The sequence below is a fragment of the Flavobacterium sp. Root186 genome, from assembly GCF_001428525.1.
Classification (GTDB): Bacteria; Bacteroidota; Bacteroidia; order Flavobacteriales; family Flavobacteriaceae; genus Flavobacterium.
Genome location: NZ_LMHW01000014.1, coordinates 203,236 through 229,173, shown reverse-complemented (window position 1 = coordinate 229,173; position 25,938 = coordinate 203,236). Strand labels below are relative to the sequence as shown.

19 protein-coding genes, 2 tRNA genes and 1 pseudogene are annotated in these 25,938 nt (G+C 33.9%); 15 read left to right on the top strand and 7 right to left on the bottom strand.

The features are described from left to right. Positions 1–34: 34 nt before the first annotated feature. The 9 genes from ASD98_RS17865 (at position 35) to ASD98_RS17825 (ending at position 10,785) form a co-directional block, all read left to right on the top strand. A complete protein-coding gene (locus tag ASD98_RS17865) occupies positions 35–1,048 on the top strand; it encodes an HAD family phosphatase (RefSeq protein ID WP_056206976.1) in 1,014 nt (337 codons plus the stop codon). A 99-nt stretch (positions 1,049–1,147) separates the two neighbouring features. After that, complete coding sequence (locus ASD98_RS17860; RefSeq protein ID WP_056206974.1) at positions 1,148–1,975, top strand: hypothetical protein; 828 nt, start codon at positions 1,148–1,150, stop codon at positions 1,973–1,975. 43 nt (positions 1,976–2,018) lie between these two features. Beyond that, a complete protein-coding gene (locus ASD98_RS17855; RefSeq protein ID WP_082577885.1) occupies positions 2,019–3,470 on the top strand; it encodes a DUF1254 domain-containing protein in 1,452 nt (483 codons plus the stop codon). Between the two features lie 20 nt (positions 3,471–3,490). Beyond that, positions 3,491–4,963 carry a DUF1254 domain-containing protein gene (locus tag ASD98_RS17850; RefSeq protein WP_056207427.1) on the top strand — a complete coding sequence of 491 codons (1,473 nt, stop codon included), beginning with the start codon at positions 3,491–3,493 and terminating at the stop codon, positions 4,961–4,963. A gap of 10 nt (positions 4,964–4,973) precedes the next feature. Then, entirely contained in the window at positions 4,974–6,374 is a 1,401-nt protein-coding gene (locus ASD98_RS17845; protein WP_056206972.1) for a DUF2252 domain-containing protein, read from the top strand. A 224-nt stretch (positions 6,375–6,598) separates the two neighbouring features. Further along, positions 6,599–7,177, top strand: coding sequence for a DUF4136 domain-containing protein (locus tag ASD98_RS17840; protein WP_056206970.1), 579 nt, complete (start codon positions 6,599–6,601; stop codon positions 7,175–7,177). A gap of 129 nt (positions 7,178–7,306) precedes the next feature. Beyond that, a complete protein-coding gene (locus ASD98_RS17835) occupies positions 7,307–8,500 on the top strand; it encodes an AraC family transcriptional regulator (RefSeq protein WP_056206969.1) in 1,194 nt (397 codons plus the stop codon). A gap of 51 nt (positions 8,501–8,551) precedes the next feature. Beyond that, complete coding sequence (locus ASD98_RS17830) at positions 8,552–9,526, top strand: transporter (RefSeq protein WP_056206967.1); 975 nt, start codon at positions 8,552–8,554, stop codon at positions 9,524–9,526. 62 nt (positions 9,527–9,588) lie between these two features. Beyond that, positions 9,589–10,785, top strand: coding sequence for a BamA/TamA family outer membrane protein (locus tag ASD98_RS17825; RefSeq protein ID WP_056206965.1), 1,197 nt, complete (start codon positions 9,589–9,591; stop codon positions 10,783–10,785). Between the two features lie 105 nt (positions 10,786–10,890). Here ASD98_RS17825 and ASD98_RS17820 read toward each other — a convergent pair whose 3' ends face one another. After that, the gene (locus ASD98_RS17820; RefSeq protein ID WP_056206963.1) at positions 10,891–11,754 is read right to left on the bottom strand and encodes a CPBP family intramembrane glutamic endopeptidase; all 864 of its coding nucleotides are present in this window, start codon (positions 11,752–11,754) and stop codon (positions 10,891–10,893) included. A 72-nt stretch (positions 11,755–11,826) separates the two neighbouring features. Then, positions 11,827–12,624: a helix-turn-helix transcriptional regulator gene (locus ASD98_RS17815; protein WP_157849159.1), complete on the bottom strand. Its 798-nt coding sequence runs from the start codon at positions 12,622–12,624 to the stop codon at positions 11,827–11,829. A gap of 241 nt (positions 12,625–12,865) precedes the next feature. Here ASD98_RS17815 and ASD98_RS17810 point away from each other — a divergent pair, with 241 nt between their 5' ends. Further along, positions 12,866–14,062, top strand: coding sequence for an aminopeptidase C (locus ASD98_RS17810; RefSeq protein WP_056206958.1), 1,197 nt, complete (start codon positions 12,866–12,868; stop codon positions 14,060–14,062). Positions 14,063–14,169: 107 nt separating this feature from the next. Here ASD98_RS17810 and ASD98_RS17805 read toward each other — a convergent pair whose 3' ends face one another. Together ASD98_RS17805 and ASD98_RS24440 are read right to left on the bottom strand one after the other, a co-directional pair. Then, the gene (locus ASD98_RS17805) at positions 14,170–17,316 is read right to left on the bottom strand and encodes an SIR2 family protein (RefSeq protein WP_056206956.1); all 3,147 of its coding nucleotides are present in this window, start codon (positions 17,314–17,316) and stop codon (positions 14,170–14,172) included. 312 nt (positions 17,317–17,628) lie between these two features. Continuing rightward, positions 17,629–17,742 (bottom strand): annotated as a pseudogene (locus ASD98_RS24440) (transcriptional regulator); the annotation flags it as partial. 170 nt (positions 17,743–17,912) lie between these two features. On the opposite strand from ASD98_RS24440, the gene ASD98_RS17800 reads away from it, so the two are divergent. Further along, on the top strand, positions 17,913–18,587 hold the full coding sequence (locus ASD98_RS17800) for a hypothetical protein (RefSeq protein WP_056206955.1): 675 nt from the start codon (positions 17,913–17,915) through the stop codon (positions 18,585–18,587). A gap of 234 nt (positions 18,588–18,821) precedes the next feature. Here ASD98_RS17800 and ASD98_RS17795 read toward each other — a convergent pair. The 3 genes from ASD98_RS17795 to rseP all read right to left on the bottom strand — a co-directional run bounded on the left by ASD98_RS17795 (position 18,822) and on the right by rseP (position 20,431). Further along, positions 18,822–18,895: transfer RNA gene (locus ASD98_RS17795), tRNA-Asn, on the bottom strand. A 38-nt stretch (positions 18,896–18,933) separates the two neighbouring features. After that, positions 18,934–19,007, bottom strand: a tRNA-Asn gene (locus tag ASD98_RS17790). Positions 19,008–19,090: 83 nt separating this feature from the next. After that, positions 19,091–20,431 carry an RIP metalloprotease RseP gene (gene rseP, locus ASD98_RS17785; RefSeq protein WP_056206953.1) on the bottom strand — a complete coding sequence of 447 codons (1,341 nt, stop codon included), beginning with the start codon at positions 20,429–20,431 and terminating at the stop codon, positions 19,091–19,093. Between the two features lie 199 nt (positions 20,432–20,630). Between rseP and ASD98_RS17780 the strand changes: the two genes are divergently transcribed. The 4 genes from ASD98_RS17780 to ASD98_RS17765 all read left to right on the top strand — a co-directional run bounded on the left by ASD98_RS17780 (position 20,631) and on the right by ASD98_RS17765 (position 25,931). Beyond that, the gene (locus ASD98_RS17780; RefSeq protein ID WP_056206951.1) at positions 20,631–21,704 is read left to right on the top strand and encodes an NADH:flavin oxidoreductase/NADH oxidase; all 1,074 of its coding nucleotides are present in this window, start codon (positions 20,631–20,633) and stop codon (positions 21,702–21,704) included. A gap of 77 nt (positions 21,705–21,781) precedes the next feature. Next, on the top strand, positions 21,782–22,822 hold the full coding sequence (locus tag ASD98_RS17775) for a Gfo/Idh/MocA family oxidoreductase (RefSeq protein ID WP_056206950.1): 1,041 nt from the start codon (positions 21,782–21,784) through the stop codon (positions 22,820–22,822). A gap of 299 nt (positions 22,823–23,121) precedes the next feature. After that, the gene (locus ASD98_RS17770; protein ID WP_082577884.1) at positions 23,122–24,339 is read left to right on the top strand and encodes an MFS transporter; all 1,218 of its coding nucleotides are present in this window, start codon (positions 23,122–23,124) and stop codon (positions 24,337–24,339) included. A gap of 428 nt (positions 24,340–24,767) precedes the next feature. Further along, the gene (locus tag ASD98_RS17765) at positions 24,768–25,931 is read left to right on the top strand and encodes an IS3 family transposase (protein ID WP_056206947.1); all 1,164 of its coding nucleotides are present in this window, start codon (positions 24,768–24,770) and stop codon (positions 25,929–25,931) included. Positions 25,932–25,938 lie beyond the last annotated feature (7 nt).

Genomic DNA, 25,938 nt, shown 5'->3' with positions numbered 1-25,938 from the left:
TAGTCCTGTTTCTTTTCAATTAAATAGTATTATCATGTATAGAAAAATATATATAATGCCGCTGTTTTTATTGTTTCTTGTTTCTTGTAAAAAAACGGATACTGTTACAAATACTAATTCTCAGGATAGTACAGCAACAGTTGCAGCCAGCGGAGATCCATTACCAAGCTGGAACGATGGAGCACTCAAAAGCGATATTATAGCTTATGTTACCAAAGTAACAAAAGAAGGCAGCCCTGATTTTATTCCGGTTGAAAACAGAATCGCAACCTTTGACAACGATGGAACACTCTGGGCTGAAAAACCTTATGTTCAGGAATTATTTGCTTTTTACAGAGTAAAAAAAATGATCGAAAAAAATCCTGCTCTAGCACAAAAACAGCCTTTTAAAGCAGTAGTCGAAAAAGACAAAACTTTTTTTGAAAAAGGAGGAGATAAAGCTTTAATAGAATTGGTTGCCGTAACGCACACAGGCATGACCGAAGATGAGTTTGAAGCTTCTGCAAAAGAGTTTTTTGCTGGTGCCCAATATCCTGGTAAAAATGTTCCCCTAAAACAAATCAGATACCAGCCACAATTGGAGCTTTTGAATTATTTGCGCGCAAATGGTTTCAAAACTTTCATAGTAACCGGTGGAACGATCGAATTAGTACGAGCAATATCAGCTGATTTCTACGGAATTCCAAAAGAACAAGTTGTGGGAACTTCTTTCAAATATACTTTTGACGATGCAACAAATTCTATTAAAAGAGAACCTGCTTTAGATCTTTTTGATGATAAAGTTGGTAAGCCTGTTGGCATACAATTGCACATTGGTCAAAGACCTGTTTTTGCCTGTGGAAATGAAGGCGGAGCTGGAGATCTTGCCATGTTACGATATTCTTCGGGAAGCAAATATCCTTCTTTTCAAATGATAGTAAACCATAACGATTCTATCAGAGAATTCAATTATCAGGAAAAAGATAATTTATCATTAAGCACTGCTGCTAAATATAAATACCATGTAATCAGTATGAAAGATGATTGGAAAACTATATTTCCAAAATAAATAATTTGAATTAGTTAGGATTGAGATGAAACAATTTTTACTATTAAAGATTGTTTCATTTTGATTTTTCAAAACAAATATTTTAAATCAAAATCTATTATGGAACAGAGCCACTCCTTTACAAAAGTCAAATTCTTTTTGAGCGTAGTTTATTTTCTTATTGGTCTTTCAGCTTTCGCACAAGAAGAGCCAAAAGCCGGAGCTAGTGCTCAGGAACTGGCAGACAAATTAGCCAATCCGGTTGCGAGCTTGATCAGCGTTCCTTTACAGAATAATTTAACTTATGGAATTGGTCCGTACAATGGATCAAAATACCAAATAAATATTCAGCCTGTCATTCCTTTTAAATTGAGTGATAATCTAAATTTAATTACACGATATATTCTTCCGGTTGTAGATCAGCAGGATGTTATTGGAGAAAACACCCATGAATTTGGTTTAAGCGATGCAACCGTAACAGCATTTTTTGCCCCTAAAACAAAGGGAATTATTTTGGGAGTTGGTCCTGCTTTTTTAGTGCCAACAGCTACAGAAAAGTTTCTGGGAACAGAAAAATTTGGAGTAGGGCCAAGTGTTTTGGTTATGCATCAGGGAAAAGGACTTTCTATAGGGTTCATTGCGAATCAGATATGGTCAGTCGCAGGAAATGAAGATCGTGCCGATTTCAATCAGTTTTACACCCAGATATTTTTAACTCATAGTTACAAAAGTGGTGCAAGTTTAGGCATTACTTCAGAGATTACACAAAACTGGGAAGGAAATACAACACTCATTACGCTTAGTCCAAATGTTGGAGCCATTACAAAATTAGGAGGCCAGACCATGCAATTTGCTGTTATGCCCTTAATACCAATTGTAGGTCATTCAGATATAAGACCAGATTGGGGATTAAGAGCGGTTGTGGCTTTTGTATTTCCGGGCTCTTAAGAACAAACATTACTTCTTTTTTTCATCCTTAAAAATAAGATTTATGAAATCAAAAATGTTATTAATTGCAGTCATTTGCACGTTGTGGTCTTGTACTAATTCTACAAAAAAAAATGAAACAACAATTGTCACTGATACGACTCAAACAAATGCATTTAAACCTGCAAATTTTGAGGAACAACTCATTTACAATCGTGCAATCGAAGCTGTAATTTGGGGAATGCCTGCAGTTAATTCAGAGTTGCTGCACGAAGGTCTTATAAAAGCAAAAGGAGAATACAATCAAATTGTTTTTTGGTCGGGGCTTATAAGTTCAAAAAACCAAACCTTGACGCCAAATCCAGATGTGATTTATGTAAATCCACTGTATGATACCAGACAGGGACCAGTTGTTTTAGAAATTCCGCCAGTCGAAGGAGTTTCTTCTTTAACAGGTAGTTTAGATGATGGGTGGCAAACCGCAATTGAAGATGTTGGCCCCGCAGGTGTAGACAAGGGAAAAGGAGGTAAATATCTTATTTTACCACCAAATTATAAAGACGCTGTACCGTTAGGATATATTCCAATGCCATCAGCAACGTATACAGGATTTGCCATACTTCGCTCCAATTTAACAGATGGAAGTCCAAATGATGTGAAAAGAGCTGTCGAATACGGAAAAAAAGTAAAAATATATCCGCTTTCTCAAGCCGATAATCCGCCGGCGACGACTTTCGTTGATTTGATAAATCTTGATTTTAGCAACACCATTCCGTATAATTTTCATTTTTTCGAAGTACTGAATCAGTTCGTGCAGAGAGAACCTTGGCTGGAACGAGATCTCGTAATGGTCGATCAATTAAAATCCATCGGAATAGAAAAAGGAAAAACGTTCCAGGCCGATGCCAGAAAACAAGAAATCCTAAATGCCGCAATTAAAGTGGCACACAGCTGGATTGACAGCAAGTATGAAAAAATATTTACACCGCCTTTTTACGAAGGAACAAACTGGGCATTACCTGCCTCGCCAGATGTAGTGAAAGCTATTATGGCAAATTATACCGTTCCTGGTCTTTATCCTGTTGATGAAAGAGCGATAAGTTACTCTATGGCCTATTTTAGCGCTAAAAAACTCGGTACAGGGCAATTTTATTTAATGACAATTAAAGATAATAGCGGACAGCAGTTTGATGGTTCAAAATTGTATAAACTTCATTTACCGGCCAAAGTTCCAGTAAAATTATATTGGTCCATCACGGCCTATGATCGTGAAACGCACGCTTTGATTCCCGGTATGAAATATTCTAGTCGTGCTTCGACAACGCCGGGACTTCAAAAAAATGCTGACGGTTCTGTAGATCTTTATTTTGGCGCAAAAGCTCCGGAAGGAAAAGAAGCAAATTGGGTGCCGACAGATCCAAAAAAGAAATTTGAATTGTTAGCTCGTTTTTATGGGCCTGAAAAAGGGTTTTTTGATAAAAATTGGAAAATGGATGATGTTGAGGAAGTTAAATAAATTTAAAAATGACAGCATATATGAAAAACAAAACGCTCTTTATTATCGCATTTTCATCTCTCATTTTAATTTTTGGATGTAAAAAAGCAGAAACAGAAAACGGTGCTTTAACATCAGTTTCAACTTCTGGATCTGAAATAAAAATGGATGGAGAATTGCCATCAAAAGAATCCATTCCGAAATTATTTGACGAAATGGATTTTCAACAGGCAACGCAATGTTATTTGTGGGGATTACCGATTGTGGCTTTCGCCGAATGGCAGCAAATTCATTATAAAACATTTAATGCATCCAGTAATGATCTGGTTTTTTATAACACCTATAATGATCGTTTGGGAATTTTAACGGGTAATGCAACAACACCTTATATCATGTCATTTATAGACCTTGCAGCAAATGGCCCAACGGTTATCGAAATGCCTGCCGGACATACTGCCGGTGGTTTAGGAGATTTTTGGCAAAGAGAACAAGCTGTTATCGGAGAAATGGGACCTGATAAAGGAAAAGGAGGAAAATACATTTTGGTTCCTCCAACTATGAAAGATTTTAAACCAGCCGGATATTTTATAGTTCCGTGTAGTACGGTGAATATGTTTTTTGGTTTTAGAGCTTTAGATCCAGATCCAAAAGTGACAGAAACATTGGTTAAACAGGTAAAAATTTACCCTTATGATAAGCGCGCTAATCCAACGCCAACAAAGGTAGTTAGTCCGCCGGCAGGAAAAAAATGGTACGGAATTCAGCCAACCGGAATTGCATATTGGGAACGTCTTCATGCTATTTTACAAAATGAACCTGTAGAAGAGCGTGATCGTTTTTTTATGGCGTGGCTTAGAAATTTAGGTATAGAAAAAGGAAAACCTTTTAATCCGGATGAACGCCAGAAGAAAATTTTAATTGCTGCTGCCGAAAAAGGACAGCAAATGGCAATGGCAAATTCATTCGAAAAACGTTTTAAAGACGTAAAACACTGGCCGGATAAAAAATGGGATTATGTGATGATTATAAAAGATCCTTCACAGCACGCTGATAATTATGATGAATTTTTCGAAAGAACTTCTTATTTCTATGAAGCGGTGACGTATTCGAAAGCAATGATTACTAAAATTCCAAATGTGGGTCAGGCGTATTTAGGTTCTTATTTTGATAATAATGGAAACTGGTTAGACGGAGGGAAAAATTACACTTTAAATGTTCCCGCAAATCCGCCGGCTGTAAATTTCTGGTCGATTACTGTGTATGATGTGGCAACCCGATGTCTGATTGATAATCCTCAAAAAAATGCCGATTTATCTTCCCGTAAGGATTTAATTAAAAACGCCGATGGTTCTGTTGATTTGTATTTTGGGCCAAAAGCACCAGCCGGAAAAGAGAAAAACTGGGTACAGACTTTACCAGGCAAACACTGGTTTACCTATATGCGTTTTTATGGACCAACTAAGGCTTATTTTGATAAAAGCTGGAAAATGGATGATATTAAAGAAGTGAAATAAAAACTTTTTTATGACCGGGATATTCGAAGATAAGGGCGAAAATTTATTTAATCCGGCAGCATCAAAAGCAGCGCGCTTTGATAAAGGTGCTGCGATTAGAAAATTAGTGCCCCGTTCCAGTCATGCCGAATGGAATCCATCTGAAAATCGGGAAGATCCTATTGATATTCTGATAAAAACCAGTATTGGGAGAATGGAAAATTTATTGCCCATTCGATACAGGAGAATGATGGAATCGCCTTTTGCATTCTTTCGCGGAGCCGCCGCAATTATGGCTGCAGATTTGGTACAAACTTCAAATACAGGAATCGATTTACAGCTTTGCGGTGATTGTCATTTAATGAATTTTGGAGGTTTTGCTACGCCGGAACGTAAATTGGTTTTTGATATTAATGATTTTGATGAAACTTTTCAAGGCCCGTGGGAATGGGATGTAAAGCGTTTAGCCGCAAGTTTTGCCATTGCAGGAAGATGGCTGAAATTTTCTAATAAAAGCAATAAAGAATTTGCCTGGCATGTGGCCGATAGTTATAAAAGGCATATGTTGGAATACAGCAAATTATCGGCACTTCAAATTTGGTATGCCGATATTGATCTGGCAGATCTTATCGAACTTGGAAAAGATGAAGAAATAAAAGAATTTCATCAAAAACGAATAAAAAAAGCAGCAGAATATACCGCGCATGAAAAAGAATTTGCAAAAATGACATATCAGGATGGAGTTCGGGCCAAAATAAAAGATGAACCGCCTTTGATTTATCATCCGACAGGAAATGAAGAAAAGCAAATTTTAAAGGAAGCTGAGGTCATTCATAAAAGATACATGAAATCCCTAACACACGATAAGCAAATTTTACTGAGCAGATATTCATTACATGACATTGCGATAAAGGTTGTAGGTGTAGGAAGTGTGGGAACACTCTGCGGAATCAGTTTGTTAATGTCGGCTACAGGCGAACCTATTTTTTTACAGTTTAAAGAAGCGCGACAAAGCGTATTAGAACAGCATATAAAAACAAAAAACAGATACAGTCACCAGGGTGAAAGAATAGTAATGGGACAAAAATTGATGCAATCGGCTTCAGATATGTTTTTAGGATGGACAAATGATGATAAAGGAAGATTTTTTTACATCCGCCAGCTTCGTGATGCAAAAGTCAAACCCATTCTTGAAATAATGAAAGAACAAAACCTGATAGATTATGCCAAAGCCTGCGGATGGGCACTTGCAAGAGCTCATGCACGTTCTGGAGATCCTTCGCTATTATCCGGATATATTGGTAATAGTAATGAATTTGCCCATGCAGTTTCGAAATTTTCCATTTTATATGCAGATCAAAATGAGTTAGATTACAACAAAATGATTAAAGCCATAAAAGATGGGAAACTGCCTGTTTCTGCAGAAATATGATTTTCTGCAAGATAAATAAAGCAATTACCAATAAGTAAGAATTTTTTGCTAAATACTATAATCAATTAAATAAAATGATTATCTTTGAATGTTTGTTAAAATGCTGTTATGTAGATAATTGAGTTTAGCTTACGCAATATCATCCCCCTTAATCGTTCATTCAAGATTTTTCAGAATTAATAATTTTCAGTTAAGTAATTAATCAATAATTTAAATTCTACAAAATGAATATTAAAAGAACAAATCTTAGCATCATCCCAATTTTGTTTTTGGGTTTAATTTACGGCTGTTCCCCAACAGTTAAGGTTACAACAGATTATGATCACTCTGCAAATTTTAGTGAATACAAAACCTTTGCAGTTTATGATTTAAAAGCACAGGAAGGCCAGGTAAATCAATTAAATGTAGATCGGGTATCAAAAGCAATTCGTGCTGAAATGATTGCAAAAGGATTTACAGAAAGTTCAAATCCTGATTTAAAAGTAAACGCAGTTTCTATCTTAAAAAATAAAACACAAGTTACAGCCGATTCTAATTTCTACGGTTACGGTGGAATGTATCGCCCTTACGGATATTGGGGAGGTGGAGCTATGATGGGCGGCGGTACCACGACATTTAATAGTTATGATTATGTTGACGGTTCGCTGGTCATAGATATAGTTTCTACGAAAACACAAAAATTACTTTGGCAGGGGATTGGAAATGCTCAAATTGACAATAAACCAGATAATCCTGAGGAATTTATAAATAGTTCTATCAAAAAAATCTTAGAAGGATTTCCTCCCGGCGCAGTAAAAAAATAGCATAAAACTACTTGTTTTAAATAGGCTGTACTTTCAATTTTAGTAAGTACAGCTTATAATCGCACACTTTATTTTCTTTGAAAATACTTCTCAAAGAAAAAGGAATAAACTAATTAAAGCTTAAAACGTATGACCGATATAGTACTTTCGCTTTTCTTTTTTATAGCTACAATTGTAGGTTTTGCGACTTCATTTATGGTTCTGTTTTCAAAGAAAAATTATTCTAAAAGTTTTTTCTTAGGACTGTTTTTGTTTAGTCTGGCCATTGTAAGCGTCTATAATTTTTACTTATCGGCAAATGTTTTTAAAGAGTTTCCGGATCTGTTTATGATTACAAAATCGTTTATTTTTTTAGCAGCTCCCTGTGCATTTTTATACGTTCGAAATATTTTATTTCCAAATTCATCTTATAAAAAATACGACTGGTTTCATTTCTTGCCATTTCTCATTTATTTCTCACTCACAATTGTAGTCTGGATTGGAAATTACACCAATATTTATTTGATAGAATATATTTCAGTAAAAACAAAAAATCCTTTTTCAATGTTAAGTCTCAGCGTTTGGCTTATGTATGCATTTTGTCAGACTCTGATGATTTTAAATTATGATATTAAAAAATTTAAGGAAAATCATCTGCAGCGAATAAAAATTTTAAACTGGATCAGGGTTTATAACCTGGCAATACTGTTTTTGTTTTCAACGCTTTTCGTGCATTTCTTTTTAATTAATAATTTCGACAACGTAGATTTCTCTTGCTACATCCTTATTTCATCTGTTTTAATATTTACGGTTGGCTGGCTGTATTTTAAACCCCAGATTTTTTATGATTCAAATGAAACCGAAACATTAGATTTTGTTAATGAAAACTTGAGAACCTATACTTCAAAGGAAACTAAAAATTCGCTGCCCATAATAAAAGAGTTAACGCCCGAAAAACGACAGCTGTATCTGGTGAAACTAGAAAATATTTTCGACTCTAAAAAACTCTTTTTAAAGAAAGACTTAGTAATACGGGATATTTCTGAAGAAACCGGAATTACCGTAAATAACCTTTCTAACTTAATTAATTCTGAATTCAATCTGCATTTTCAGGATTATATAAATTTAAAACGAATCGAATATTTCAAAGAAAAAATAAACGATTCAGACTGGAAAGATCTTTCACTCGAAGGAATGGCCTGGGCATCTGGTTTTAAATCCAGAACAACCTGTTTTAGGGCTTTTATAAAACATACCGGAAAATCTCCTTCAGAATATTTTAGAGTAATCAGGATTAACCCTGAAAAAAGCAGTTCTTATTTTTTTAAGCAGTCTACAAATTGAAATAGTTTGTAAAGAAGGATTGTAAAGTCTCATTAATTTAAAGAAGAAACCATGAAAACGAAATTAAAACAAAGACATACAATAAAAACACTATTCTCCTTATTATTTCTGTTCGTTTGTTTCTTAGGAAATGCACAGTTAAAAGGAGGTCATATTCTTGGAGCAATGGGATTACAATCCGGAACTCAGACTCCGGCCAATACTTTAAGCGTTTACGTGCCGGGTTATTTATATGATGCGGGTTCCCTGCGAAATGCAGACGGTGACGAATCTATTGCAAATCCAGATATTACCATGTTTATAACCGGAGTTGGAGCTAATTATGTAAGCGATTTCAAAATTTTAGGGGCTAATTACGGAGCTACTATTTTGTTAGCCTTTGCTTCAAATACCATTCAGGGAAACACACTTGATGCAACAAATTCACTTGCTTTTACAGATATGTATGTACAGCCCATTCAATTAGGCTGGCACAACAAAAGGGCCGATTTTGTTTTTAGTTATCAGCTTTATCTTCCAACCGGAAAATTTACCGCCGGAGCTTCAGATAATGCCGGTTTGGGAATGTTGATGAATGAATTTTCAGCCGGAACAACCGTATTTTTTAATGACAAAAAAACATTTCATTTTTCTGCTTTAGCCTCTTACGAAATAAACGGAAAAAAGAAAGATACAGAGATAAAAACCGGAGATATTTTAAGTGTTGAAGGCGGTTTAGGAAAAACCTTTTATATGCTCAATGCGGAGAAAACTGCTCCAACAGGAATACTAAACGCAGGTTTGATTTATTACCTGCAATATAAAGTTTCAAACGATAAAATTCCGGCGGGCAATTTGGTGCTTGAACCGGACAAAGACAAAATTGGAGGACTGGGTGCCGAGGTAAATTATTTTCATATAGGCTGCAAAACTTCTGCGGGACTTCGCTGGGTTTCAGAATTTGGAGCCGAAAGCCGTTTTCAGGGAAATACTTTTTTCCTAACACTTGCCCATGTATTCAGTCTGGCAAAAGAGAAAAAAGAATAGTCCTAAAAATGATCTAAGTTGATGTTTTTTAAATGAATACGATAAATTTTAAATTGATTTAAATGAGAAATACATATTCAGGAACTTCCATAAAAAACAGAAAACTTTTTCAAAAAATAGTTTTCATTTTGGCGTTGTGTTTTTTTTCTCTTCAAAACATAACCGCACAAACGGACCATAAACCGCATATTACAACAAAAGATTCTCTCGACGGAGCTTTTGACTTAAGCAATTATATCATTTACGCACACGGTTTTATTGTAGTTCCAACCGTTATTACAGAACCGGCTTTGGGTGGAATTGGAGGTGCAATCGTTCCGGTTTTTCTTAAAAAACGTGCGCCGGTTGTAGACGAAAATGGTAAAAAACGTTTTATAAATCCGGATATAACGGGAGGAATTGGTATGTATACCGAAAACAAAAGCTGGATGGCTGGTGCTTTTCGTTCTGCTACTTTAGTCAATTCCAGAATTTTATATCGCGTTATGGCAGGTTATGGCGATATGAATTTATCATTTTATGCTAATAATATTCCAAATGCAAAAGATCAGGAATTTAAACTCAATTTCAGGTCTACTATTTTTTATACACAATGGCTCAAACAATTTAGAAATGCCAAATGGAGCGCCGGGCCGCAATATCTTTTTTTAAATTCAAAAATAAATCTGCCAGATGTAGACCTTCCACCGCCATTTGTACAGCCAAAAGATATTAAAAGTACGATAAGTCAGCTGGGAGGGGCACTTCAGTTTGACGGACGCGACAATATATTTACACCAGATAAAGGAATCCGGCTACAGTCAGATTTCTTTTGGTCAGATGATGCAATAGGGAGCGATTATGATGCATGGCGCGTCAATTTATCGGCGATAGGCTATTATCCCTTAACAAAAAAATTAATTGGCGGGCTTAGGGTAGAAGGAGAGCAGGCGTTTGGGAGTCCGCCTTTTTATCTATTGCCCGGAATTAATTTACGCGGAATTCCCGCTGCCCGATATCAGGGAAAAACGAGCATCGTTACCGAAGCCGAATTGAGATGGGATTTGTACCGAAGATGGAGTTTAATGGGTTACGGCGGCCTCGCAAGTGCTTTTAACGATTGGGATAAAGCCTTTGCCAAACCAGTTGTGTACAGCTACGGAACAGGATTCAGGTATTTGTTAGCCCGAAAATTCAAACTCAGAATGGGTGTCGACGTTGCAAAAGGCCCAGAAGAGTGGGCGTATTATATTGTTTTTGGAAGCAATTGGCTGAGATAATTGTGAATTGTGAGTTGTGAATTGTGAAAAGTCAATTCCCGATAAACTATCGGGAATTCAAATATAATTCGTGTCAATTAGTGAAATTCGTGGCAAAAAAACTTTCTATTTCGCCCAATAAGGCTTAATAATTTTATTCTCTTTTTGGCTCAAGGCCAATAATATAAAGGCAGCCAAAGAGCAAAAAATAACAGCCTGAACCGATCCCTCAGGACCAAATTCTCCTCCGGTAATAAATTCAGAACCCTGAATTTTCGAAACCAGTAAACTATTGGTTTTAGAATTTCCAGATGTTATCGCTCCAAAAATTCCCGACTGCATAAAATTCCACGCAAAATGAATCGCAATTGGAAACCATAAATTTCTGGTATAAATAAAAGCTGCACCCAAAAGTAATCCGGCTTCAATGGCAATACACAAAGCAGAAAGCAAAGTACTGTGTTCGTTTGCCAAATGCAGTGCACCAAAAATTAGAGCCGAAATGATAAGCGCCGCATAACTTCCCAGTTTTTCTTCCATAATTCTAAAAAGGATTCCGCGGACCAAAATCTCTTCGATAACAGCAGCGGTAAAAGCAATCGTAAGCGGAATAATGATAAACGAAAAAGGGTTTACAGAAACAACCTCATAACCTCCATTAAAGTAAATCACTAAAATAGTCAGCGATTGTAAAACCGCACCAATTAAAATTCCGATGATTAAATTTTTGGCAAGACCTTTTAAAGCCAATTCTGTTATGGCTCTTTTTTCATAATATTTAAAAAAAACAATATAGCTCGTTAAAGCCAAACCGCAGACAATAATTCCTTTTATAAGATTTCTATAATCTTTGTCAAGAGAAGTTTGCAGTAATAATTTCCCTGCAATGGCCTGCCCGACATTAATTAGTAAAAGACAGGCAATTAATCCTAAAATAATTTTGGTTAACGGGAAATTGAATATTTTTTGTTTTGTAGTTAAAGTTTCCATTCAGTTTGGTTTATTAATTTGAAGCAAAGGTAAATCGCATTGAAAACAAAAAATAGAATGAAATTTGCCTCTTTATAATTTTTGGAATTGTTTGGGCAGAAATCCCGTCTGGCTTTTAAAAGTTCTAATAAAATGACTTTGATCCGCAAATCCGCATTCGAGGGCGATTTCGGTTAAATTACTTTCGTGCGATTGTATCAGCGAAAGCGAACGGTTTATTTTAATTCGGCGCATGTATTCGCCTAAAGTACAGCCAAAATACTTCGGAAAATGTTTGGAAATCGTAATCGGATTTAAATTTAAAACTACTCCCAAATCATGCAGATTCGGATTTTCGTTCCAGCAGTCATTCAGTAATTCCTCTAAACTCTTCACCCAAAACGGACTTTTTTCAAATCGTTCCAAATGATTTTGAGCATTCGAAATCTGCGAAAAAAGCATTGTAATTGTATCGGCAGAAAAAGTATCAGAAGTAAGCGTTTCTTTAAAAATCTTTAGAATAAGAAATTTAGTAAATGCCGAATTTTGAACCGATTTTTCAATCACGGCTTCCGATATTTGAAGTTCTTTCAGCAGGTTTTCTTCAATTTCGATATTGATGTTTCGGGAAGGAAAAAGAGTATCCTGATTCAAATGCAGTTCGTCGCTGTGGTAAAACAATAAAGAACCGGGGCCGACAGTTTCGCTGAAATTTTTTCGTTTTTCAGTTGTTCCGCCTTTCAGGAAAAGCGTTATATGCGCGTTATTGTGCGAGTGCCAGCCTTCATAAACCTTATTTTGATACTCGGTTTCGACAACCGCAATTCCCTGCTGGGTATTGAAGCTCTTTTTCGTATTGCCTAAGTATTTCTCTTTTTCGAGTTCGTACATTTCGGGGTTTATTGCGTGGCATTTCAGCAGCCAAAATACCATTTATTTAAATATAAAACCGAAAAAGATTTGATTCTAAACAGATTATGTTTTTATATAATTTGTAAGATTTAATTGTTTAATAAAAACATTGTATAAACATTAACTGTTAAATAATAGTTTATTTACCGAATATTTAATTGTTTTGTAACAAAAATATAATACAAGCTACTAATAAGGCAACTATTTAAATCTTTTGATTATGTATAAAAATACGATGAAATCAGTTTTCGCGGCATCTGCTTTTTTAGTTGGTGTAAGCGGCTGTTTTGCACAGGACATTTTGGTAAATTCCTTAAAGCTAAATGCGAGTGATAAAAGTAAAGAAGCTTTTAAATTCACTGAGGTCGTTAACTTAGGAACAACGTCGATTAAAAACCAGGGTTCATCAGGAACTTGCTGGAGTTATGCATCAAACTCATTTTTAGAGTCAGAAATGATTCGTTTAGGAAAACAGCCTGTTGAGCTTTCTCAGGTTTTTTCTGCAAGAAATGTGTATGTTGACAAAGGAGTAAATTATGTTCGTATGCACGGTGCGATCACTTTGGGCGATGGAGGTTCGCTGCACGACGTAATTAATATGTACAAAAAATACGGAACCGTACCAAGAGAAGTTTACACAGGTTTGAACTACGGAACGGATAAAAATAAATTTGCCGAAATGTCTGCGCTTATCGAAGGTGTTTTGGCTGCAGTGGTTAAAAATCCAAACGGAGAATTAACGCCAAACTGGCAAAAAGCGTATGCTGCTGTTATCGATTCTTATTTAGGAAAAGTGCCGGATAACTTCAATTACAAAGGAAAAAACTATACGCCTCAGTCTTTTGCTAAAGAAGTGGTAGGAATTAATCCTGATGAATATGTAGAAATGTCTTCGTTTACAACGGCTCCATATTACCAAAAAACAGTTCTTGCCGTGCCGGACAACTGGTCTTTAGATCAGGTTTACAACGTAAAAGTAAACGACATGACAGATGTTATCGACAATGCATTGAAAAAAGGATATACTGTAGCTTGGGCGACAGACGTAAGCGAGAAAAGCTTTAGCTGGAAAAACGGTGTAGCGTATGTTCCAACAAAGAAATTTGACGACATGACTGCCGAAGAAAAAGCAGATATGTTTAACGGACCAAAAGCAGAACCGGAAATTACTCCAGAAATGCGTCAGGCTGCGTTTGACAACTATGGTACAACAGACGACCACGGAATGCACATTATTGGTCTTGCAAAAGATCAAACCGGAAAAGAATATTATATCGTAAAAAATTCTTGGGGAGAAACAAACGACTACAAAGGTTTCTTATTCGTAACCAAAAATTTCGTAAAATATAAAACAACTGCCTTAATGGTAAACAAAGGAGGAATTCCTGCTGAAATTGCTAAGAAATTAGGGGTTTAAGAAGTTTAAGGTATTTAATGAAAATAGAAAAGCGCTGTGATCTTTGGATTGCAGCGCTTTTTTTGTTTAGTTATATGAATGTAGATTTATGACTTATTAAAATAAAATTACTCAAGAATTTCTGCCCAGATACCTGTGAATGTAAAATATAGATTTGCTTTATATGTTTTAGTGAATTCAAGATTTTGATACTTTTTCATATTAATTTTTGTTTTTAAATTACCACCCATTTCATTAATCTTTAGCATTAAATAATCATTTCCATTCTTCACTATCTTTCCAGTAAATTCTCTAGTCAAATTTGAATCCTGTTCTAACCAATAATATTGTTTTTTGTAAACAGAATATGGAAATTCTTTTCTTATTGAATTAATAGAATCCCAAGCATCTTGCATCATATGACTTAGGGCATTTGCAATGAAAGTGTAGAAGTAATAATCTAGTTTTTCGTAATCAATTAAAGATTTATTGTCTTTAACTAATTTAAAAAATTTAATTCGATAGTTATAGATGTTTAATCTTTCACCATAATAGGAGAATAAAAATTTTGCTACTTCAAAGCAATAATCGTAATTAGATAATTCATCAATAATTTCGCTTTCTTCCGGCATAGGAATTAAAAGAATAGGTTTTATTTTGAACAATTCATATTTCAAAAGCAAAGCGTATGGTTTTGTATCTACATTCTCCATAAGATTGTCCATACGCTCTTTAATTACTGATACGTCCCCAATCAATTTGACAAATTGTGTTTCTAATCTAGAAATGTTATTTAAACCTTCTTGAAGATTAGTTTTAGCCTTTGTAAAAAGTTCTTTTATTCTTATTTCTATTTTAACTTTTTCAGTATCAGACAGTTTGTCTTCCCAATTTTTCAAGGTACTAATTAACATCCCAATTAAATCTTTATAACTATGAATTGTAGTTGGATCAAGCGATAATTTAACTTCAAATAAATCAAGTGCTTCATCGAAATAATCTTTTGATTTTTCAACTTCAGAATCTTTATGGTAATATTTAGAAAGTTCTCTATTTAATACAGCTTTTCTATGAACTATTCTTGAATTTCTTGAAAATGAATTATCTTTATATTCATCTAAATCATTTACTATTTTTAATGCAAATAATAATTCTTTCTCTGTATTTCTGTGTTGAAGATTAACAGAATAGCTCAAGCAAAAATGTGAGAAATCAGAAAGAATTTTATAAGCTTCATCGTATAATAAATTTATATTAGACTTGTCAAATGTTTTTTCTAAGCCTAATGATCTCAATAAATTATTTGCTACATAACATGATATTTCATTAGTTTCAAGACTGTTAATTAATTTTCTGTATAATAAGAATAATTGTTTAGAGTCTTTTGTTTTTTCATTTAATAATATATCAGCAATTATCGGATGTTTGATTTTAAAATATAAATCAGGTAGTAAATAATGATCAGGTTTTAATTTTTCTTGTATCAATATTCCAAATCCTTCAGTTTTTACAACATCAGTAATAAAATTGTTCCAATCTAAAGACAACATTTTTTGAAGTAATCCTGATGGCATAGGAATTCCGTATCTATATGATAAAGAGGTATATAGAAAGGCTTTTTGCATGTCCTCTGATAAATCATTATAAGTTTTTAATAATGATTTTTTGTGATTGCCATTATCAATGAATTTTAATAAAAAGAGATATTGGTCATTAGAGCCAAATAAGGACTTAATTTGCAAAAGAATTTCATTTTTTTCTTTAGCGTCCTTATATTTTATAAGACCATCGTTATAATATTTGTCAACAAGTTTAGATAGTTCTTCACGATTTAATTCATTATCGATATTGTACTCAATAAGATCTGGATTATGGAATTTTTTAAATTTTTCAAGTGTATTTTCTCTTATGGCTTGTAGAAAGATTATTTTTTTATCAGGATATTGATTAGAACTTAAACTTCCTCTGATATTCCTTATAGCCTTAAAGTTTGAATCTATTTCAGAATGATCAGAAAAAAAAATTAATTTTTTAAGACCAGTTAAGCTAATAATTAATTGATTAATAAATGCTTCCGAATATTTTTTTAAATCAGTTAAATGGAAAGCAAGTATGTTTGAATCATTTCCAGTTAATTCTTTTATAACTCTATATGTAAAAGTAGTTTTTCCTGTTCCATAGCTTCCTTTTAAAAAAATGAGAGGATATAAATCTCCCTGACTTTCGAATTTTTGTTCGATAAACTCAATGGTATCTTTTAACTTTTTTTCTTTAATTATATCATAATTTTTATTGACTATGCCATAATCAGGTTCAATTCCTAAATAATATTCTTTAGACGAAATTTCCTTTTGAAAATAGCTTTCATTTAATGGCAGTAAAAATGGAGAAAGTTGATGTTGCAAATATGAATTAATTTTAAAAGAATCATGTAGATTAAAAATATTGTGTTTTCTATCTACAATCAGTTTATTATTAGTTAAAAACCAAGAAGAATAAAGTTCAAAGAAATTTTTTGTGAATGCGTTAACAACATTAATGTTCTTACTCCAATAAAAATTCACATCAAATTCATCAGTTAAGAATGGATCAATTAAAAATATTTCTCTATTTCCTAATTCTTGCGTTGCATAATCTAAAAACCTTTTTCCAAACTCATCTTTAAAAGAGTATCCAATAAATATTATTTTAACCCTATAAGAAGCTTGAATTATAGTTTTAAAGATATGTTTATGATATTTTTTGCATTCTTCAAAATCTCTACTAGAAAATGCAATAGGATATTTACCTAAATCTGAAATGCAGCCATGTAATTTGATGTATTTTAAATCATTGCTTAATTTGGGAGTTAATAGCTCCTGTTTATTTCTAATAACATTTAATGTTTCCAATTTGCCTTCTTTTTCAAAAGCATTTTCAATTAATAAATCGACATTTGTGGTAAGGACAGAATTCCAAGGTATATCGGTGAGTATTTTGTGATAATCTTGAACATTTAATTTTCTTAGAAAAGTTGAAACTTTTGAATCAAAATCGGATCTTTGATATTTTGGAGAAGAAAATATCTTATCAACAAAATCAACAATATCATTAGTATCGTATGATATGTTCTGAATATCTCTATAATATTTTATTAATTGAGAGCTTAAATATATTTTCTCATCAGTTACAGAGGCCCCAGCACCAAGGAAAAGTATTGTATTGCCATTTCGTATTTCTTCAAATAGATCAGTTACTTTTTGATTGTCTAAAGTCAAATCCTTAATATGCACCATATTGTAAAATCTTAAAATGTTATAGAATAATTTTCATATCTAATTTTGTCGAAGGAAATATATGATAAAAAAAGGTGTTTTTTTTACGGATTCCCGTAAAGAAGTTAATTTTTTATAATTAAATTATTTTTTTTGTTAAAAAGCGGGCGTTTGAGTAATTGACAGTTTGGGCGATTATATATAGTTTGTGAAATAAGGTATGTTAAGTTTTTATTGTTGTTTGTAATAATTAGCATCTTAATAAACAAAAAAGAGGCTCTTTCCACAAGAGCCTCTTTTTATTATAAAATAATATATTTTTCAAAAGAAATTTTACTTCCCTTTCAACAATTTCTCTAAATACTCAACCTTATCTTTTTCAGCCTGAACCAAACACCCATAAAGTTCCACAACTTTATCAAGAGAATTAAAATTACAGTTGTATGCATTTCCATTTATAACAATATTATTGTTATAAACTATTTTCAGTCAGACAAAGCAAAACGCACACTTTATCGTTTTTATAAGCACTTCACGGTCAAAGTAATGTATAAGCGTCACAAAATCAGTAGCTTTATATAGAGTTTTAAGGAAAATCAACTTTAATTTAATTACTTATGAAAACATATTTACTACATTTTGCGGCTCTTGCCGGTTTGTTTTCTATAAGTGGTTTTGCTCAGCAAACCAATTATATGGTAGCAAATGCAGACACTCGAAGAGCGCCTTATAAATTTGACAGCAAACCAACAGATGATCGTGTTATAGAATCGTATTTGGTTGTAGAAGTAATCAATATGCCTTTCGGAAAAAGAACCACCAAATATGAAGTTTCCAAGCTGGATATGGTGTATACAAATGATCTCGGTCCAAATAATACGAGAACGGTAACTCCAATCTATAAAAAACCAAAAGTAAGAACAGCAAGCACAATTTTACCTTCAAAAGCAATGGCCGATGCAGCAGCAGAAACCATTAAACCAGTCGAAGTTGAGGTTACTGCTCCGGCCTACTCAGAGAAGTTTGTAAAAATAGATATTCTCAACACCTACGCTAATGTTTTAGACAAAGGGTACGAATCTATAGACATGCTTAAAAAAGTGGCTGACAAGTTCTATTTTGAAAGTAATTTTGAAGACGCCGTTAAATATTACACAGAGTTATTTACTCTCGATGGAAATTTAGACACCATTTATTATTTTAGATATGCACAATGTTTAAAAGCAGCAAACGAAAAAGAAAAGGGAGAAGAAATGATGAAATTATTTGAAAGCAAAAACGGGAACCAATAAGTGCCTAAAGCCTAAAATAGGCACGGAATTAAACCATAATAATTTAATAGGATTTATAAACAGAGCCCACGATTTCAACCGCGGAGATGCAATTTTTGGGTAATACATTTTTTATAATTTGTATCGCGTTTCCCGTGGTTGAGACCACGGGCTATGTTTGAAATGAAATGACAAACTTTGAGAAGAAACTGGTATAAACAAAAAAAGACGATCATTTGATCGTCTTTTTTTAAGCTCCCCCTCTTGGGCTCGAACCAAGGACCCTCTGATTAACAGTCAGATGCTCTAACCAACTGAGCTAAGGAGGAATCACCTTAAAGGTAAATATGTTTGCTAAAAAAAGTTGCTCCCCCTCTTGGGCTCGAACCAAGGACCCTCTGATTAACAGTCAGATGCTCTAACCAACTGAGCTAAGGAGGAAGTTGTTGCTCTTTTTAGCGAGTGCAAATATAATCGATTTTTTAGTTTCTCAAAAATATTTTAACTCTTTTTAAAAAATATTTTTATTTGCCTACAATTGCCTTGTAAATATCGTTTCCGTTAGCAAACAAAAGCAGTGTGATAAGTAATACGAAACCAACCATTTGGGCGTTTTCTAAGAATTTATCGCTCGGTTTTTTACCGCTGATAATTTCATACAATAAAAACATCACATGTCCGCCGTCAAGTGCCGGAATTGGCAATAAATTCATAACTCCAAGCATAATTGACAAAATAGCGGTGATATTCCAGAAAGCTTCCCAGCTCCAATGAGGAGGAAAAATCTTGTAAATTGCCGCAAAACCACCAACTTGTTTGTAAGCTTTTGTTTGAGGATTGAAAATCATTTTTAATTGTTTTCCATATCCTACTAATCTGTCTTTTCCTCTTTGCAGTCCTGCAGGAATCGATTCTAAGAAGGTGTATTCTTTTTCAGTAATTTTATAATATCCTAATTCAGCTAGCATTTCATCGTCAAGTTGCCCTAAAACAATTCCTAATTTTCCTTCTTTTGAAATATTAAGATTGATTGGCTGTTCTTTTTTGTTTCTGATTATGAGAGCCGGAACAGTTTTCCCTTTATTAGCCTCAAGTATAACTTTTGCCTGATCGTAATATTTAGTTTCCTGATTGTTAAGTGAAACAAGAATATCTCCTGATTTTAAATTTTTATTTGTAGACTTACCATCAACTGCATCAATGTAAAAAGGTATCCTCATTAAAGCAGGTGGTACTTTTTCTTCTTTTCTTTGATCAGCAAAATCAACAGGCATGGTTATATCTTTTTGTACACCATCTCTTGATATCATTACTTTTTTTGCTGTAATAAGGTTTAGAGGGAAATCATTGTCGATTTTTTCTAATGATTCTCCATCAATAGAAATAATCTTATCGCCAGTTTTAAATCCTGCATGTACCATCGCTTTACTATCTATCCAAAGACCATCTTTTAAGTCTTTGTTTGCAATATAAGTATCGCCATAAGCATAAGCCATTCCTATATATATAATAAACGCCAGGATAAAATTTACCGTAACACCGCCAAGCATAATAATTAAACGCTGCCAAGCCGGTTTAGAACGAAATTCCCATGGTTTCGGCGGAAGCGCCATTTGTTCCTTGTCCATGCTCTCGTCGATCATTCCCGAGATTTTTACATAACCTCCAAGCGGTAACCATCCAATTCCGTATTCTGTTTCGCCAATTTTCTTTTTTAACAGCGAATATTTAACATCAAAAAATAAGTAAAATTTTTCAACTCTCGTTTTAAACAATTTGGCAGGAATAAAGTGCCCTAATTCGTGAAGAATAATAAGTAAAGATAAACTCAATAGAAATTGAGAGAGTTTGATAACTATATCCATTTTGTATTTTTAGTTCGTATTTAACGCACAAAAGTAGCGTTTCTATTTTAATTTGAAAGCGCAATATAATACATAAGGTTTTAAATGTTTGTTAATTAATAAACATTTCAATTTCTCGTTTTAACAAGATACAGTAACTTTACTTTTTAAACGGCTGTCAATATCTATTGGTAGTTCAAAACCATTAAAAGTTACAAACATGGCTTCACAATTATTTTCTCCCTTAACTTTAAAAAACATCACCTTAAAAAATAGAATCGTTATTTCGCCAATGTGCCAATATTCTGCCGTTGACGGATTTGCAAACGACTGGCATCTGGTTCATTTAGGAAGCCGTGCAGGCGGAGGCGCCGGATTAATTATTCAGGAAGCCACAGCGGTTTCTCCCGAAGCCAGAATTTCTCCTGCCGATTTAGGAATCTGGAAAGATGAGCATATCGAAAAACTAAAACAAATCAACGAATTTATTGTTTCTCAAAATGCTGTTCCCGGAATTCAACTGGCGCATGCCGGAAGAAAAGCAAGTGTTTCTGAGCCTTGGAACGGAAATAAAAAATTAGATATCGCTCAAGGCGGATGGCAGACAGTTTCGGCAAGTGCGATTCCGTATCATGACGGAGAACCATTTCTTCCGGAAGCTTTAGATAAAAACGGAATCCAAAAAGTTATTTCAGATTTTAAAGCAGCGGCAAAAAGAGCAGTTAAAGCCGGATATAAGGTTGTAGAAATTCATGGTGCACACGGTTATTTGCTACACCAGTTTTTATCGCCTTTAACTAATATCAGAACCGATGAATACGGAGGAAGTTTTGAAAACCGAATCCGTTTTACACTCGAAATTGTAGAAGCTGTTCAAACCGAATGGCCTTCAGATTTGCCTTTAATCGTTAGAATTTCAGCTACAGATTGGGCAGAAAACGGATGGAATCCTGAAGAATCTGTACAGCTTTCAAAAATATTAAAAGAAAAAGGAGTAGATTTAATCGATGTTTCGTCAGGCGGATTAGTTTCGTATCAAAAAATTGCCATTGGTCCGGGTTATCAGGTTTCTTTCGCAGAAAAAGTTAAAAAGGAAGCTAATATTTTGACAGGTGCCGTAGGTTTAATTACCGAAGCCAGCCAAGCCGAGGATATTTTGAAAAACAATCAGGCCGATTTAATTTTGTTTGCCAGAGCATCGTTGCGAAATCCAAATTTACCTTTAGATTTCGCCAAAGAATTAAACGACGATATTCAATGGCCAAAACAATACGAACGAGCTAAGATTAAATAATTATTAGCCACGAATTCACGAATTAAAGATTCAGCAAAATAAAATTCGTGAATTCGTGGCGGAAAAAAAATCGCAAAATGAAAAAAATAAAAACAGCACTATTATCATACGGAATGTCGGGAAAGGTTTTTCACGCACCTTTTTTAGATATTCATCCGGGTTTTGAATTATTAGGATCTTGGGAAAGAAGCAAAAAGCTAATTCAGGAAGATTATCCCGAGGTTAAAAGTTACCCTTCAATCGATGATTTATTAGCCGATGATGTTGACCTGGTAATTGTAAACACGCCGGTAGGAACACATTATGAATATGCTAAAAAAGTACTTCTGGCAGGAAAACATGCCGTGGTTGAAAAAGCTTTCACGACAACTGTAGCCGAAGCCGAAGAACTAGCTAAAATTGCTCACGAAAAAGGATTAAAATTAGCCGTTTTTCAAAACAGAAGATGGGACAGCGATTTTAAAACCATTCAAAAAATAATCAATGACGGCGTCTTGGGAGATTTAGTAGAAGCCGAATTTCACTTCGACAGATACAATCCGTTATTAAGCCCAAAAGCACATAAAGAAACGGCCAATGACGGAGCCGGAGTTTTAAAAGATTTAGGTCCGCATATTATAGATCAGGCTGTTTGTTTGTTTGGTTCGCCAAAATCGGTTTTTGGAGATGTCAGAATTACAAGAGAAAACTCTTTAGTCGATGACTGGTTCGATTTATTATTGATTTATGACGATTTCAGAGTCCGTTTAAAAGCTGGTTTTTTTGTTAGAGAAGCAAATCCTGCATATACCATTCACGGAAAAAAAGGCTCTTTCTTAAAACATCGCGGAGATATTCAGGAAGACGAATTAAAAATTGGTAAAAAACCAAATCTGGAATCCTGGGGAAAAGAATCGGATGATTTACAAGGAATTCTGCACACAGAAATTGACGGAAAAGTAATTCACGAAAAAGTACCAACACTTCAAGGAAACTATTTCTCGTTTTTTGACGGCGTTTTTAATTCTATAACAAATGATGTTGCAGAACCGGTTACCGCTCAAGACGGTGTAAAAGTAATGCAGATTATTGAAGCAGCCATTGCAAGTAACGCGCAGCGTACGGTAATAAATTTATAACCCGCAGATTTTACAAATTAAACAGGTTTACACTGGTTTGATTTTATAATTTGTGCTGAAATATATAACGAACGATCGTAGAGACGCACAGCAGTGCGTCTTTTTTTACGTCTGAAATAAAATAAATCAGCGTAAACCTGTTTAATCTGTAAAATCTGCGGGGGAAAAAAGTAAAAATCTGTGGGCAAAACCTCGCTATTTATAAACAATAACGTTGTAAATAATCGAACAATTTGTATCTTTAAGTAAATACACAGCTTTTTTGTACTTTTATAATATAATCCCAAAACGCATCGATTTTGATAAATTTTAATCCCTTACAACTTTTTCAGACTAAAGGAAAAATAAAGAAAGTTTTTAGAGAAGCAAAAGCGTCTTATCTAAACAGAATTCGTTTTGCCGTTGGAATGTTTTATTTCGGAATGGGATTAAGTTTTGCAACCTGGGCAAGTAGAATTCCGGATATCAAAACGGCCCTTCATTTAACCGAAGGCGATTTGGGTTCTATACTTTTTGCCCTGCCAATGGGACAATTAATCATCATGCCTTTTTCGGGGAAAATGGTAACCAAGTTTGGAAGCCATCGCATTTTGGTTTTCTCCTTAATCATGTATGTTTTATGTTTGGCCAATTTAGGCTTGGCCACAACGGGTTTACAGTTATCTGTAGGCTTATTTTTATTTGGCTTATTTGGAAATTTAGCCAATATAGCCGTAAATACACAAGGCGTTTATACCGAAGTACTTTTCAAAAAAACAATCATGTCTTCTTTTCACGGAATGTGGAGTTTCGCCGGATTTACAGGCGCATTAGTTGGTTTAGGAATGCTGGCCCTAGATTTAACCCCATTACATCATTTCCTGATTGTTGGAATCGTTGTACTATTAATGGTAGCTTTTAATTTTAAATTTTTAATTCGTGCCAAAGAAAAAATCAAACACAATACAGAGAAAAGAAAAATCTTTGTAAAACCAGACAGTGCTTTAATCTGGCTTGGTGTAATTGGTTTTTGCAGCATGGCGAGCGAAGGCGTAATGTTTGACTGGAGCGGAGTTTATTTTAAAGATGTAGTAAAGGCACCAGGACCGTTAGTAATTTTAGGATATACCTCTTTTATGATTATGATGGCCGGCGGAAGATTTTTAGGTGACGGATTAATCAATAAATTTGGCCGTGAACGCGTCATGCAAATTAGCGGTGTTATGATTTCTGCCGGACTTTTTACGGCTGTTTTTCTTCCGTATATTATTCCGTGTACGATTGCTTTTATGGCAGTTGGTTTAGGAGTTGCGACTATTGTTCCAACTGTTTATAGTATGGCCGGAAAAAACCCAACCGTTCCGCCCGGAGAAGCCTTAACAATAGTTTCGAGCGTAAGTTTCTTAGGCTTTTTAATGGGACCGCCGGTAATTGGTCACATTGCCCAAAATTTCGGACTTCAGTTCTCTTTTGCTTTTATTGGAATTTTTGGTGTTTTAATTGCTTTTATGGTTTCAAAAATTAGAACTTCTGCTTAATTTTTATTGCTCAAGATTTAATGGATTACACTGATTTGCATAGTATTTTTTAAACTCTGGTGCATAATAAATTATTTTTGTAAGAATTTATTTCTTTTTTGGCGTTATTTTTTTCTACATTTGAATATAAGGGTTGTTTGTCTTACGAACAATTCTCTTTTCCAAAAACCAATTTTATCTTTTGAATAGGATTAATATCCGAAAACAATTTTCAAAGTAAATTGGAATTTTGATGGTGAAAATGAGCTGTCTTCTTTTATTATTTTTTGATATTGATACTTTAAGAAGTAATCACATATAAAATTATTAGACTAAGATTTTAAAAAATAATAGCTCCGTAAAAGAATCTTAGATAAACAAATATACTCTACAAAAAAAAAATAATATTTAATTGATTTTTAGATTGTTAAATTATATATTTTTGAGTTGTGAAGGGGAAACAAAGAAAATATTCTGATCTTTTTAAAGAGAATGCAGTGCATTTAAGTTATAAAAAAAGCAATCTTTCTGAATTTGCTAGAGAACTTGGTATATCTCCACCGAGATTGGCAGAATGGCGTCAAACGTATGAAAAATTTGGGATAGGAGGTTTTCCTGGATGTGGTGGTATAAGAATGAGATCTGAAGATCAAAAAATTTTCGAACTTGAAAAGAAATTAAAAAAATCAGAACAAAACTTCGAAATCTTTGAGAAAGGTACCAAATATCTTTTAAAAATGGGTAATACGTCAATTTATCAATTTATTAAAGAAAATGAAAAGTCATACTCAATAATAAGAATGTGTTCGGTTTTTGGAATACACAGACGTGTTTACCGTAACTGGAAAAATGGGATTGTTTCAGAAAAAAAAGAAAAGATACATAAGTTAAAAAACGAAATAACCTCATTGTATTATTTGTTTAATAAACAATATGGATCCTTGAAAATCACCAGAGAACTTGTAAAAAGAGGATATAAAATATCGGGTAGTCGTGTAGCATTTTACATGAAGGAAATGAATTTATACAGAAAACCTAAACAAAAGTTTAAATTAACTACAGATTCAAAGCACGATTTCTACATTTCTCCTAATGTAGTAAATAGAAAATTTTATAAAGATGCCCCTTCTAAACTCTGGGTTTCGGATATCACATACATAAATACGAGAGTAGGATTTATCTATTTGACTATTATTATGGATGTGTATGATAGAAAAATAATTGGCTGGGCTTTGAGCGACGACTTATCAACTAAAAACACCACATTACCAGCTTGGGAAATGGCTATTGCTAGGCGTGAAATTAAAGATCAGTTAATCTTTCACTCTGATAGGGGATCGCAGTATGCAAATAAAGCTTTTACAGATAAATTAGATTCGTATCAATGTATAATAAGAAGTATGAGTCGTAAAGCAAATCATTATGATAATGCAATGGCAGAAAGTTTTTTCTATACTTTTAAAAGAGAACTATTACATAGGAAGACAAAACTTCTGTCTAAAAAGAAAATGAAAGCAGAAATATTCGATTTTATAGAAAATTGGTATAACAGACAAAGAATACATTCTTCTTTGAACTTAAAAACAATAGAAGAATTTAATAACAGTAATTAAGTTAAGA

Excerpts from the sequence above, each read along its gene's own strand:
- ASD98_RS17865 (WP_056206976.1), top strand. The coding sequence starts at position 35 with ATGTATAGAAAAATATATATAATGCCGCTGTTTTTATTGTTTCTTGTT.
- ASD98_RS17860 (WP_056206974.1), top strand. The coding sequence starts at position 1,148 with ATGGAACAGAGCCACTCCTTTACAAAAGTCAAATTCTTTTTGAGCGTA.
- ASD98_RS17855 (WP_082577885.1), top strand. The coding sequence starts at position 2,019 with ATGAAATCAAAAATGTTATTAATTGCAGTCATTTGCACGTTGTGGTCT.
- ASD98_RS17850 (WP_056207427.1), top strand. The coding sequence starts at position 3,491 with ATGAAAAACAAAACGCTCTTTATTATCGCATTTTCATCTCTCATTTTA.
- ASD98_RS17845 (WP_056206972.1), top strand. The coding sequence starts at position 4,974 with ATGACCGGGATATTCGAAGATAAGGGCGAAAATTTATTTAATCCGGCA.
- ASD98_RS17840 (WP_056206970.1), top strand. The coding sequence starts at position 6,599 with ATGAATATTAAAAGAACAAATCTTAGCATCATCCCAATTTTGTTTTTG.
- ASD98_RS17835 (WP_056206969.1), top strand. The coding sequence starts at position 7,307 with ATGACCGATATAGTACTTTCGCTTTTCTTTTTTATAGCTACAATTGTA.
- ASD98_RS17830 (WP_056206967.1), top strand. The coding sequence starts at position 8,552 with ATGAAAACGAAATTAAAACAAAGACATACAATAAAAACACTATTCTCC.
- ASD98_RS17825 (WP_056206965.1), top strand. The coding sequence starts at position 9,589 with ATGAGAAATACATATTCAGGAACTTCCATAAAAAACAGAAAACTTTTT.
- ASD98_RS17820 (WP_056206963.1), bottom strand. The coding sequence starts at position 11,754 with ATGGAAACTTTAACTACAAAACAAAAAATATTCAATTTCCCGTTAACC.
- ASD98_RS17815 (WP_157849159.1), bottom strand. The coding sequence starts at position 12,624 with ATGTACGAACTCGAAAAAGAGAAATACTTAGGCAATACGAAAAAGAGC.
- ASD98_RS17810 (WP_056206958.1), top strand. The coding sequence starts at position 12,866 with ATGTATAAAAATACGATGAAATCAGTTTTCGCGGCATCTGCTTTTTTA.
- ASD98_RS17805 (WP_056206956.1), bottom strand. The coding sequence starts at position 17,316 with ATGGTGCATATTAAGGATTTGACTTTAGACAATCAAAAAGTAACTGAT.
- ASD98_RS17800 (WP_056206955.1), top strand. The coding sequence starts at position 17,913 with ATGAAAACATATTTACTACATTTTGCGGCTCTTGCCGGTTTGTTTTCT.
- rseP (WP_056206953.1), bottom strand. The coding sequence starts at position 20,431 with ATGGATATAGTTATCAAACTCTCTCAATTTCTATTGAGTTTATCTTTA.
- ASD98_RS17780 (WP_056206951.1), top strand. The coding sequence starts at position 20,631 with ATGGCTTCACAATTATTTTCTCCCTTAACTTTAAAAAACATCACCTTA.
- ASD98_RS17775 (WP_056206950.1), top strand. The coding sequence starts at position 21,782 with ATGAAAAAAATAAAAACAGCACTATTATCATACGGAATGTCGGGAAAG.